Source organism: Microcoleus sp. Pol10D4 (assembly GCF_036701555.1).
GTDB lineage: Bacteria > Cyanobacteriota > Cyanobacteriia > Cyanobacteriales > Microcoleaceae > Microcoleus.
Genome location: NZ_JAUBRA010000069.1, coordinates 24,936 through 36,934, shown reverse-complemented (window position 1 = coordinate 36,934; position 11,999 = coordinate 24,936). Strand labels below are relative to the sequence as shown.

Below are 11,999 nucleotides of genomic sequence, written 5' to 3'. Positions count from 1 at the left end.
TCCTGAAAGAGGTGCTGTGAGGCGGGAGATTAAATTAGTAGATGCACCCTGATTAATTAACTCCCGACCAATTTTGGCCGGGTTTTTTTTGGCGATCGCACGCCCTCACCACAAATTTTCGCAAATTCGGCCAAAGTGTCCTGAAAGAGGTGCTGTGAGGCGGGAGATTAAATTAGTAGATGCACCCTGATTAATTAACTCCCGACCAATTTTGGTTTGGGGTTTTTTTTTCGATCGCAAGCTGAGCCACAAATTATCGGAAATTCTGCCAAAGTGTCCTGAAAGAGGTGATATGAGGCGGGAGATTAAATTAGTAGATGCACCCTGATTAATAAACCCCAGCCAATTTTGGCCGGGGTTTTTTTTGCTCGAAAGCTGGATTAGCCGATCGACCTACAACACATCAAAAGACTGCACCTCAAGCACCGGGCCAATCATAGCAAAAGTCATCACATCCTTGCGGACTTCACCTTTAACACTGACTTTCAAACCAGCTTTTTTCAAGTCAGAAGGAGCATCCTTAAGTTCGTAAGTTTCTCCATCTTGGCCAACCAAAGCCCAAGTGCCCGGGCCTAATCCTTTGCGTTCAATTTCGCCTTTGACAGTAATACTCATGCCGATCGCACCTCTGTTTTAATTGCTAAACGTGCCAATCCGAAACACAGTAAAGCATTGACAATCAAGAATGTTTGTGATACTAAACCTGTACCCAATCCCCAGACTGCGGGAGACACAAAAGCATTCACCGCTAAACTGCTGGCAAAACCGATCGAAATTGCGATCGCGATCCACTTCCACTGTTGATGTCCCAACAGCAAAGCAATCAAAATCCCAGGAATCAAAACGCTAGCAAAAAAGGGATTCAGCATACTGCTGCCATTAATTGCGCCGCCGAGTTCGGGAATAGAACTGCCCATCACCCGCATCGGCCACTGCGGCAAGTCAAATACAAACAAGTTCCGCAGGAAAAAGAACCCAGAACTACCAGCCATCAAGCCACCGGAAAAGCCCCAAGTCCACTGGAACGGAAAATAATTCCGCAAAAAGAAAGCCAGCAGGTAGGAACCGAGCACCATTGCAATTTTAGGCAACAGGGCGACTGCACCGCCGTCAATCCAAAAGCGAGGGTTGAGATAGCCGTTATCGCGCAGCCAGCGGAAGAAATCGCGGAAGTTGATTTGTCCGCGCTGGGCTAGCTGAACTGCGGCGGCTGCGTCTAGATGTCCTGAACCAAAATGGTTTAAGGGATCTTCAGTGACAGTTCGCGAGGACTGCAAAAGTACGCTGCGAATTTCGTCTGGTTCTGTGATGCCGGAAGCCTTGACAAGGGCTGCAACGGCGGCAACGTGGGGAGAAGCCATGCTAGTGCCTTGGTAGCCTTCAAAGACTTCGGTGCCAGTTTCCGGGTCGATCGTACTTTGCAGGATTTTGCCCATTTCTGAACCGCCGGGGGCTGCAATGTCAACCCCTGCGCCGAAATTGGAGTAAGAGGCTTTTTCGTCGTCGGGGCCGAGGGCGGAAACGCCGATGACGTGGGGATAGCGGGCGGGATAGGAAGCGGAACTATCGCCGGAGTTGCCGGCGGCTGCGATGATGACAACGCCTTTAGAGTGGGCGTAGTCGATCGCCTCTTCCATTAACTGACTTTCGCCACCGCCACCTAAACTCATGTTGATGACATCTGCGCCGTTGTCAGCAGCAAATTTGATCGCTTCGGCGATGTCGGAAACCGTGCCGCCACCGCTGCCGCCTAAAACTTTTAGCGGCATTAAAGCTGCTTCGTAGGCGATGCCCGCAACGCCGTAATTGTTGTTAGTTGATTGGGCGACTGTACCGGCGACGTGAGTACCGTGGCCGTTGTCGTCGTAGGCTTCGGCGCGATCGTTTACAAAGTCGTAGCCCGGTACAAATTTGGTTTCTTTTAAGTCAGCGACTGGAGTAATACCCGTGTCAATTATCGCTACTGTTGTGCCGCTGCCTTTGGTTTCGTTCCAAGCAGATTCTACGTTGATACTGCGGAGATTCCACTGCTTGGTATACATGGGGTCGTTGGGAATCTCGAAAGCGCTGTAGACGTAGTTAGGTTCAATGTATTCGGTATCTTTAGCCAAATTTGATTTTCTCAGGGCGTTTAGCAAAGTGCGATCGCCCTTAACTACATATACATTGTCTGCCGCTGAGAATTCGCTGTTGAGTTGCGGTGCGACTTGGTACTGTTGGGCGATCGCATTTACTTCTTTCGCAATCTCAGCAGCACCCAAATCTTCGCGGAAATCCAGCACAATCGAGTCGTAAGTGCCTTGAGTAGCAAGTCCTGGGAAATTAGAAATCGCCCAGCCGAGCCCGATTAAAAATAAGCACAGAAGGAAAAACTTTTTCATTGCCGATCGTCCGTTTAGGGAAGGCGTGTTCACCACAATAACCCAATTTTCACCGCCAGCGCCAGTTTTCCTTGCTGCGACTTGTGGATATCTCCCACGCGAGCGTTTGGTAGTTTTCGGCAGTGGCTGTTGCTAGAACCAAAATTGCTCTAATTTCTAGTTTAAATTGCAGAGCAAGTTTGAGGAGTTCAATTAATTGTATCATTAGAGAAGATGACAAACAGAACAAGCGAGTATTTTCAACAAGGGTATCGCATGGAAAGAGGTTTAATGTGGCTGCCGCTGCTGGCAATTTTTATTTCTCTAGCTTGGGCTGGATGGAACGAGTATCAAAAGCTGGAAGCGTATCGCGTCTGGGCAGAACAATTCGCTAAAGCCAAGTACGATATTTATGCTGTACTCGGTCAGCAAGAAGACAGTTTAACTTGGGGAAAACCTACTCGCAGCGGGCCAGTAAATTTGCAAACTTTTTCTTTAAAAGACGTGCAATCGCTGCGGTTGTTAGTCAACTCTCAGGCAGTTGATTTAGAGTCGCCACCGAATTCGGGAAGTCCAATCGCCCTCGAATTTTTGTTGAAAGATGCTGCTGCGGTGCAGGTTCCTTTTACAGAAATTCCTCTAGCGACTAAATGGGGAAAACACTTGCAGCAAGAATTGCAGCGCTTTAGGTAAAAACACTCTCCGGCGGGGCAGCGTATCAGATATAAACTCGGCTACTTGAAGTTACAAAAGTCTGTAAAACTGGTAGTAGAAATAGAACTTACGCAACAAATCTTTTAAACCGCCCTCTATAGGGGTAAGGCGCGCACGGATCACCCGGAGGACATGAGTTCTTGCAGTAAGTAGTAGGAGTAGTGTCCCCGTGCCTAGCCCGCTCGTGTTCCGTACGTACCTTACCGTTAAAGTTATTGACCGTAAGCATCCAGGATACAAGCCCCCGGATTCATCGGTCCAGAAATAAAAAATCTGTATCCCATCAACAAGCCCCCGAATTTATCTGTGGGGTCAATGCTTCAATCTAAAATCTAAAATCTAAAATCTAAAATAGATTGACCAGCGCGTCCTAAAACAGCTAAATTGCCAGCCCCCAAATCTGCGGAATGCAAACACAAGAATTTTTACAGCGCTATCAACAGGGAGAGCGCAACTTTGGTCACATTGACCTCAGTGGCGCTAGTTTAAGCGGTGTTAACCTGCGAGAAATAGACCTCACTGGTGCTAACTTGACCGGTGCTAATTTGAGCTGGTCTTTTTTGAGCAATGCCAAGTTGATAGGGGCTTGTTTGCGCCGCGCGGATCTCCGCAGTGCGGGGCTGGCTGGGGCGAATCTGAGCGGGGCAAATTTGAGCGGGGCAAATCTTGCTAAAGCGGATTTGCGCCTTGCTTGTTTGGAAGCAGCAGAACTCAATTGGGCCGCGTTCCCCGAAGCGGATTTGGGCGGTGCTAATCTTCAAGGAGTTAAATCTGACCAAATTAATTTTGCCGGGGCTAAACTCGACGGCGCGAAGTTGATGGCGGCGGAATTGATGGAGGCGAATCTAAACCGCGCCAGTCTTGTTGGTGCTAATTTAACGGGTGCTAATTTGCGGGAAGCGCATTTGGTGGAAGCGAATTTGCGATCGGCAATTTTAATCGGTGTAAATTTGATTGAAGCTGACTTGAATGGCGCTCAAATGCGATCGGCAAATCTGACGGGCGCTGACTTGCACCGAGCTGTGCTGGCGGGGGCGGATTTGACTGAGGCGGTGCTGGATAACGCTGATTTGAGTCGAGCTAATCTGGCGGGTTCTTATTTATTGAAAGCGAGTTTTAAGAAGGCGCTTTTGCTGCGATCTAACCTGCAAGGAGTGTATTTACTGCGGGCAGATTTGAGCGAAGCTAATTTGCGAAGTGCTGATTTGCGGAAAGCGGATTTGAGCGGTGCTTATTTGATGGATGCGATTTTGGGTGAGGCGGATTTAAGAGAGGCTTGTTTGATTGAGTGCCGTTTGATTCGGACGAATTTGGAGGGGGCGCAGCTTACGGGTTGCTGCATTCAAAATTGGCAAGTTCAAGATGTCGATCTGTCGAGAGTTGACTGCAGCTATGTTTTTACTCAGTTTGATTATACTGCGAAAGTTGCGGCAAATCGCTTTCCGGTCGATCGCGATTTTGAGTCTGGGGAATTGGGGCGGCAGCATCAAGAGGAAAGTTCGATTGTGGAGGTGGGTTTTGCTGAAGCTCCTAATTGGGAGGCTTTGGTTTTTACGGTGCGTCGGGTGGAGTTGGAAAGCCGCGAACTCAAGTTGAACGTTCAATTTTTTGAGTCTGCTGGAGAACAACATTTACTGCGGCTGAGCGCGAACCGTTTGGTGAATGGCAAGATTTTGGGCGATCGTATATTGGCGCTTTATCCAGATATGTTGGAAAAGGTTTTAGCCAAGGGCGCTGAAATTTTAGGTTTGCTTGGCTTGGTTGTTCCTAGTAACAGTGCAGAGTCGGCGGAGCCGGGTCAAAAGGAAGTATTGCTCAGAAGACAGGAAATCTACCAGCGAATGGTGCGCCAAATTTCGTTTATTTTGATGTCTCAGACGCCGGATAAATTCTCCGAAAGTGTGCAGCGGCTGTTGGATTATTTGAAGCAGCAAGGTATCCCGACAGAGCAGATTCAAAAGAAAGTCATCAGTCAGGCGATCGTACAGCGGGCAAAGCAAGACCCGGTTTTTCGGGAACAGTTGCTCACGTGGGAGAAAACGGCGTCCGATCGCGTTCGCGGTTCGATGATGGGGGAAGCGGTGCGGTATGCGATCGGTCTTTTATCGGAATAAATCGATATGTGCGATCGCTGATGAGGGAGGCTTTCTATGCGATATTTTAATTAGGATTTTGATACAGTGCGAGCATCTTGCTCGCGAGATAAAAATTGCTCGCGGGAAAGAATTGCTCGCGAGATAAAAATTGCTCGCGGGAAAGAATGGCGGTCGGAAAAATTCAGTGCGAGCATCTTGCTCGCGAGGAAAGAATTGCTCGCGAGAAAGAATTGCGGTAGGAAAAAATCAAGGTTGGCCGCGAGCGGGAGGCTCGCACTGTTTCGATTCCGGCGCGAGCGAGACGCTCGCACTGTTTCCACTCTGGCGCGAATTTCGATTCCGCCGCGAGCGAGACGCTCGCACAGCTTGTCAAATCAAACATTTTCCCAGAAAAAATGATATTTTTGAGGTGTGTCTGACAAGTTGGCTTTGACAGGATTTTGTTTGATATATTCCCAAGTATTAATAAAATGTTGGCGGTTGCTAATAATTTCATCGTGTCGCCCATCTTGCCAAACTTTACCGATATGCTTCATTACTTTCGGAATTTGTTTAGAACTGAAGCCTTTAATACTGTGAATAAGACTACCAATTGACCAGTATTGCAAGTCAGACTTACGAAAAGGCTGAAGCAATAAATGTACATGATCGGGCATAATAACGGCAGCAAATAGTTGATATCTTTTGTTGTGAAAGTGCAAGGTAGAATCTAGAACAACTTGTCGAGCTTCGGGAGTTAATTCTAGTCTTTCCCAGGTAACGAATGTTATGAAATAGATATCTTTGGGTAGCGGTAATTGAAGGAATTGCTGTTTGAATGACATGGATTTACCTCACATTTATTAGGGTTTTGATAGAGTGCGAGCATCTTGCTCGCGAGGTAAAAATTGCGGTAGGAAAAATTCAGTGCGAGCATCTTGCTCGCGAGGTAAAAATTGCGGTAGGAAAAATTCAAGGTTGGCCGCGAGCGAGACGCTCGCACTCTTTCGAGAAGGGGAAAAATTCAAGGTTGACCGCGAGCGAGACGCTCGCACTCTTTCGAGAAGAGGGAAAATTCAAGGTTGGCATCGAGCGGGACGCTCGCACTGTTTACCAGTCTTGGCTGCGTAGCCGGCGACCCGCTAATGCCCGCACTTGCTCTTCTGCGTCGGAAACTGCAAGCGATCGCAACAACGGCACAACTCCCGGATTTTCGGGATAATGTTCAATAATCGCTTCGAGTGCTGTAAATCTGGGATTGTAAGGAAAAGAACCGTTTTGATTGTCAACATCGCTCAAAGCTCGATCGCGCAAAAACTCAAACATTCCCGGCTCGTCTTTCCATCCCCGCATTAACTCTACCAGGGCGATCGCCCGCACCTGCGAATCTTCATCCTTTTGAGCTCTAATTTTCAGCCACTCGAAAGTTTGAGACTGATTTGTCCACCCCCGCGCTAACTTTTGCAAAGCGATTTGCCTGACAGCGGGACTCTCATCGCCCTCTGCTTTAGCCTCCAGCAGCATCCAAGTTTCAGGGTTGTCTGGCCAGTTGTAAGCGAGTTCAAGCACCGCCGCTTGCCGCACCAGCGCCTCCCCAGAATCGAGCTGAATTTTCAGCCAAGACAAGGTTTCCGGGTCGTCGGGCCACCCCCGCACGATCGATCGTACCAGCACGCTCAGCAGGTGAGAATCTTGCTCAGACTCGACCAGGCTTTTGAGGAAAGGCAGCGTCTCGCCCTGGTGAGACCAGCGTTTTGCGATCTCTTCCACCGCCGTTTCTCGGACGTTGAGGTGTCTGTCGGACTCGGCGAGATTTTGCAACCAGCCAAAGACTTCGAGACTGCCTGATGCCAGTGCGGCGACAGCCTCCACTACTACTTGCCGCACAGTCCAGTAATCCTCAGAATCAGCTATTTTTTGCAGCAGGGGCAGGGTTTCTGGGTGATCGGGCCAACCTGCGGCTATCTGTTGTAGGGCTATTTCGCGCAGGTCGGCGTCGCGATCGCCCAATGCTATATTTTTCAAAAAAGTCAGAGTTTCGGGGTTCCTGGCCCAGCCAGAGGCAATTGCTTGCACTGCTGAGCGCCGGACGCTCGAACTCGCGTCGGACTCGGCTTTAGTTTTCAGCAGCGGGTAAATGTCGGGTTCGTCGGGCCAGTGCGAAGCCAATTCTTCTAAGGCTGCTGTCCGCACTTCTTTGCTGCTGTCAGATTCGGCTAGGGTTTTCAGCAGCAGGCCAACGTCGGCTGCGGCGGGCCAGCCCGCTGCCAACTCCCGCACCGCTACGGTTCGCAGGATAGAACTTCCTGTCTGGGCAAGGTTTTTGAGCAGGGAGGCCGTGCCTAAAAGGCTGTGCCAACCTCTGGCTATTTCTTGCCACGCACAGACTCGCACTCCCAAATTTTCGTCGGATTCGGCGGCCTTCCTCAGCAGCAGCAAGGTATCTGTGCGATCGGGCCAATTAGAGGCAAACTGTTCGAGTGCTGCGGTGCGAACTGCGGGACTTTGATCTGACTGAGCCAGGGCACTCAGCAGCGACAAGGTATCGCTCGTGTCTGGCCAACCACAAGCCATTTCTCGCACACAGGTCGATCGCACTGCCCAGCTTGGATCGGATTTGGCGAGTTTTTTGAGCATCAGGTAAATTTCTGGCTGGTCTGGCCAACCACGGGCTATTGCTTCGACTGCTGTGGCTCGGACTTCGCCACAGTCGGTGGAGTGAGCGAGTATTTTCAGCCACGGCAGGGTTTGCGGGTCGTTTTTCCAAGTTTGGGCGATCGCCGTGATCGATCGATTGCGAATTTGATAAGTTTCCTGCAATTCTTGAGCGCTTTGGTAAAGAATCAGGAAACCCGTACCGTATTGCGATAACTTTTTTAAAGCGTTTAACAGTTTTTTTTCGGTTGTTTTATTAACATCATTTTTTACTTTTAACAGGCATTGCGCTGCTAAAAACAAATTAATAAATTTTTCTTGTTGACCGTTTTGAGCTGTGAGATATTCTATAATTTGGCTCGCTGTTTCTTTGTCGAGCCTAGCTGCAATTTCTCGGAGGACTTCGTGCAAAGATTCGTCCCGCCAGTGCTGGCCGAAAACTTGTATGTTGAGTTCGCCCCAAGTCAGTTGACCGATTTTGAGTTGGGCATGGATTAACTCTGCTACAGTCTGGGGATTATTGTTGGAAACAAGTTTTTTTAACAACATACCGATACACTGCCCCCTGAAGTTTGTTTGCATTGACAATCATCGCATCAGCTCGGATATTAGTTGAGATTTTTTTGAGCGAGCCTGGAGTATGGAACCAATCGACTCTATTTTATACGAAAAATACTGAGTCGGGAGGGCCCCAATGGAAAATCCGCCAGCACCCACAGGAATGTTAGGTGGTGGCGGATAGCGATCGAACAATTAAGCCGCTGAATCTAACTAACAGCTAGTTGGACGCGATCGGCTACAACCCGAACCGAAAAAGTAGGAATCTTTACCGTTTCATCATCCAGACATTGCCCGGTAGTGAGACTAAAGTTTTGCTTGTAAATGGGAGAAGCAACTTTGAGAGTGCCGTTGCGATCGCCCACAATTCCCCGCGACAAAACAAAAGCTTTGCTAAACGGGTCGTAATTGCTAAGCGCATAAACTTCATCCCCGTTTCCCACTCGGAAAATCGCCACTTGTTCGCCTTTAACTAAAGCGCAAACTCCAGTATAAGGGGCGATCGCATCCAGAGAACACACATCAACCCAAGTTGTTACTGTATCCGAAACTTGCAATGATTGAACCATCTTCTTTTCCTGTTATTTTACTTCAATCTCATTCCCAGTCTCCGGCTGGGAACGTAGGTTTCGAGGCTCTGCCTCACGGTTTGAGGATACCTCGCCTCGCGGAAGGAGGCAGAGCCTCCCGGAATTCATTCCCAGGCAGAGCCTGGGAACGAGATTAATTTACTTCAATCTAGTGTTCTTGTTCCCCCCTTATTAAGGGGGGCTAGGGGGGATCTCCGGGTTTCCTAGGCTCTGCTTGGAAACCCGATTATATGGGTTATTCCGAAACTCCAGCCAGAGCCTTTTCATGTTCGTTAGCCGGCCGCGTTTGTCCCCGTTCCGCAACACGAACAATACTCGGATCAGGCAGATCTGAATTCACAAAATGCTGGAACCGCTGCACCTTTTGTGGGTTTTCAATCGTGGTTTTCCACTCACATTGATAAGTATTCACTAAATGTTCCATTTGCGCTTCTAATTCAGCACAAATGCCCAGAGAATCCTCAATTATTACCTGTTTCAAGTATTCAATCCCGCCCTCAAGTTTGTTCAACCAAGTAGCAGTTCGTTCCAATCTGTCGGCCGTGCGGATGTAGAAAACCAAGAATCGATCGATATACTTAATCAGGGTTTCCTTATCGATATCCGTCGCCAGCAAAACCGCGTGCTGCGGCTTAATTCCGCCATTGCCGCACACGTACAAATTCCAGCCGTTTTCCGTAGCAATGATCCCAAAATCCTTGCTTTGAGCTTCAGCGCATTCGCGAGTGCAACCAGAGACAGCAGATTTGAGCTTGTGGGGCGATCGCAAACCACGATACCGCAATTCAACTTCGATCGCCAAACTCGTTGAATCCTGCACCCCAAAGCGGCACCAAGTGCTACCAACACAAGATTTTACAGTACGCAGAGCCTTACCGTAAGCGTGTCCCGACTCAAATCCCGCATCAATCAACCGACGCCAAATATGCGGCAATTGATCCACGCGAGCTCCAAACAAATCAATCCGTTGCCCGCCAGTAATCTTAGTATAAAGCCCAAAATCCCTGGCAACTTCACCCAAAACAATCAACTTATCCGGCGTGATTTCTCCCCCCGGTATTCGCGGCACCACCGAATAAGTACCGTCGCGCTGAATGTTTGCCAAAAAGTAATCGTTCGTATCTTGCAAACCGACGTGAGACTTCTCTAAAATATGGTCATTCCAAGTAGAAGCCAGCATCGAACTAACAGCAGGCTTACAAATTTCGCAACCCTTACCTTTGCCGTGTCTTTCAATCAACTCCTCAAAGGTTTTAATCTCTTGAGAGCGCACTAAATGGTACAATTCTTGACGAGAATATTCAAAGTGTTCGCAAAGATTATTTTTGACTGCAAACCCAGCTTTCTTCATCTCCAACTTGAAGATATCCGTCACTAAAGGCACGCAGCCGCCGCAGCCCGTCCCAGCTTGAGTGCATTTCTTGACGCTGGCAACATCGGTTAAATTATGCTCGCGAATCGCTGCACAAATCTGCCCTTTGGTAACATTATTGCAAGAACAAATCTGAGCAGAATCCGGCAAACTGTCTACTCCAAAACCCGCCGCTGCTCCCCCTTCTCGCGGTGGCATTAACAAATCTTCGGGATGCGGCGGCAGAGCAATTTCATTTTGCATGAATTGCAGCAAAGTGCCGTAAGCCGAAGCATCTCCCACGAGAATTCCGCCTAAAATCCGGCTGCCGTCTTGATTTAAAACTAATTTTTTGTAAATGCCTTGGAAGGTGTCAGCGACAACAATTTCTTTAGCATCGCCCGACTTGGGAAAGGGATTTCCAAAACTAGCGACATCCACCCCCAATAATTTGAGTTTAGTGGACATATCCGCACCTGTAAAAGTGCTTGTGGGACGGGCATCTTGCCCGTCATCCGCTACACGGCTCAAAATATCTACTGCTACGCTTGCCATTGTATACCCAGGCGCAACTAAGCCGTAGATGCGGTTTTGATAAAGCGCGCATTCTCCGATCGCATAAATGTCAGGATCGGAGGTTTGGCAGCTATCATTAATCAAAATGCCACCGCGTTCTCCTACTTCTATACCGCAACTTCTGGCAATTTCGTCGCGGGGGCGAATGCCAGCAGAAAACACAATCATATCTGTTGCCAATTCCGAACCGTCAGCAAACAGCATTTTAGTAACTTTGCCATCTTCACTGACAATTTCTGTGGTAGATTTGCTGGTATGAACCGAAACCCCCAAATCTTCTATTTTGCTGCGGAGAATTGCCCCGCCAATTTCGTCAACTTGCACGGGCATCAGCCGCGATGCAAACTCAACAACGTGAGTTTTTAGACCCATATTTTGCAGAGCATTAGCACACTCTAGACCTAACAAACCACCGCCAATTACTACACCAGTTTTGCAGTTTTTAGCGTAATCGGACATCGCTTCCAGGTCGTCAATTGTCCGGTAAACAAAAGTTCCTGTAGCGTCTTTGCCTTTAATTGATGGCACAAATGGATAGGAACCGGTGGCCATAACAATTTTGTCGTAGGGAACTTCTAAACCGTTGGCTGAAGAGACTATTTTTTGTTCCCGATTAATGCCGACTGCTTTGTCGCCGATGTGAAGCTTTATGTCATTTGTGTGATAAAATCCAGGTGCAACTAAAGATAAATCTCCCGCTGTTTTGCCAGAGAAAAATCCGCTGAGGTTTACGCGATCGTAAGCAACGCGCGGTTCTTCACAAAAAGTAATTAAATTCCAGTGTTTGGCAGCATCCGAGCTGACCATTAACTCTAGGAACTTGTGACCTACCATGCCATTGCCGATTACAATGAGGTTTTTTTTGGCTGTCATTAGAATCTCTTTTATCCCGTTTATCAGTCGTTGGGTTTATTAATATAAGACTTTATTGTAAATTTTTGTACTTATATATACAAAAAATGGATGTTTATGCAATTGTCGAATACTCCCGATTGCATTTTTGCATGATGTGTGCGATTTTAGATTTTAGATTTTAGATTTTAGATTTTAGATTTACTCTACAGTTAATTTGGGTGGGTCAGTCGATTTTAGATTTTAGATTTTAGATTTACTCCACAGT

At 48.0% G+C, this 11,999-nt stretch carries 9 protein-coding genes; 2 read left to right on the top strand and 7 right to left on the bottom strand.

Going from position 1 to position 11,999, the window contains the following annotated elements:
- Positions 1-393: 393 nt before the first annotated feature.
- The 3 genes from QUA36_RS25690 to QUA36_RS25680 are packed head-to-tail and all read right to left on the bottom strand — an operon-like array spanning position 394 to position 2,586.
- On the bottom strand, positions 394-615 hold the full coding sequence (locus tag QUA36_RS25690; RefSeq protein WP_333107641.1) for a hypothetical protein: 222 nt from the start codon (positions 613-615) through the stop codon (positions 394-396).
- Positions 612-2,381, bottom strand: a complete 1,770-nt coding sequence (locus tag QUA36_RS25685; protein ID WP_333459534.1) for a S8 family peptidase — start codon at positions 2,379-2,381, stop codon at positions 612-614. The genes QUA36_RS25690 and QUA36_RS25685 overlap by 4 nt, the downstream gene beginning before the upstream one ends.
- Before the next feature lie 49 nt (positions 2,382-2,430).
- A complete protein-coding gene (locus QUA36_RS25680; protein ID WP_333162258.1) occupies positions 2,431-2,586 on the bottom strand; it encodes a hypothetical protein in 156 nt (51 codons plus the stop codon).
- A 50-nt stretch (positions 2,587-2,636) separates the two neighbouring features.
- On the opposite strand from QUA36_RS25680, the gene QUA36_RS25675 reads away from it, so the two are divergent.
- Together QUA36_RS25675 and QUA36_RS25670 are read left to right on the top strand one after the other, a co-directional pair.
- On the top strand, positions 2,637-3,053 hold the full coding sequence (locus QUA36_RS25675; protein ID WP_333162299.1) for a hypothetical protein: 417 nt from the start codon (positions 2,637-2,639) through the stop codon (positions 3,051-3,053).
- A gap of 428 nt (positions 3,054-3,481) precedes the next feature.
- The gene (locus QUA36_RS25670; RefSeq protein WP_333459533.1) at positions 3,482-5,188 is read left to right on the top strand and encodes a pentapeptide repeat-containing protein; all 1,707 of its coding nucleotides are present in this window, start codon (positions 3,482-3,484) and stop codon (positions 5,186-5,188) included.
- Positions 5,189-5,544: 356 nt separating this feature from the next.
- Here QUA36_RS25670 and QUA36_RS25665 read toward each other — a convergent pair whose 3' ends face one another.
- The 4 genes from QUA36_RS25665 to nirB form a co-directional block, all read right to left on the bottom strand.
- Entirely contained in the window at positions 5,545-5,994 is a 450-nt protein-coding gene (locus QUA36_RS25665; protein ID WP_333162254.1) for an REP-associated tyrosine transposase, read from the bottom strand.
- Positions 5,995-6,259: 265 nt separating this feature from the next.
- Positions 6,260-8,353: a HEAT repeat domain-containing protein gene (locus QUA36_RS25660; protein WP_333459532.1), complete on the bottom strand. Its 2,094-nt coding sequence runs from the start codon at positions 8,351-8,353 to the stop codon at positions 6,260-6,262.
- A 218-nt stretch (positions 8,354-8,571) separates the two neighbouring features.
- Positions 8,572-8,931, bottom strand: a complete 360-nt coding sequence (gene nirD / locus QUA36_RS25655; RefSeq protein ID WP_333162250.1) for a nitrite reductase small subunit NirD — start codon at positions 8,929-8,931, stop codon at positions 8,572-8,574.
- 256 nt (positions 8,932-9,187) lie between these two features.
- Entirely contained in the window at positions 9,188-11,752 is a 2,565-nt protein-coding gene (gene nirB / locus QUA36_RS25650; protein WP_333459531.1) for a nitrite reductase large subunit NirB, read from the bottom strand.
- Positions 11,753-11,999 lie beyond the last annotated feature (247 nt).

Bases quoted from the DNA above. Each gene is read 5' to 3' on its own strand.
- QUA36_RS25690 (WP_333107641.1), bottom strand. From the start codon at position 615: ATGAGTATTACTGTCAAAGGCGAAATTGAACGCAAAGGATTAGGCCCG.
- QUA36_RS25685 (WP_333459534.1), bottom strand. From the start codon at position 2,381: ATGAAAAAGTTTTTCCTTCTGTGCTTATTTTTAATCGGGCTCGGCTGG.
- QUA36_RS25680 (WP_333162258.1), bottom strand. From the start codon at position 2,586: ATGATACAATTAATTGAACTCCTCAAACTTGCTCTGCAATTTAAACTA.
- QUA36_RS25675 (WP_333162299.1), top strand. From the start codon at position 2,637: ATGGAAAGAGGTTTAATGTGGCTGCCGCTGCTGGCAATTTTTATTTCT.
- QUA36_RS25670 (WP_333459533.1), top strand. From the start codon at position 3,482: ATGCAAACACAAGAATTTTTACAGCGCTATCAACAGGGAGAGCGCAAC.
- QUA36_RS25665 (WP_333162254.1), bottom strand. From the start codon at position 5,994: ATGTCATTCAAACAGCAATTCCTTCAATTACCGCTACCCAAAGATATC.
- QUA36_RS25660 (WP_333459532.1), bottom strand. From the start codon at position 8,353: ATGTTGTTAAAAAAACTTGTTTCCAACAATAATCCCCAGACTGTAGCA.
- nirD (WP_333162250.1), bottom strand. From the start codon at position 8,931: ATGGTTCAATCATTGCAAGTTTCGGATACAGTAACAACTTGGGTTGAT.
- nirB (WP_333459531.1), bottom strand. From the start codon at position 11,752: ATGACAGCCAAAAAAAACCTCATTGTAATCGGCAATGGCATGGTAGGT.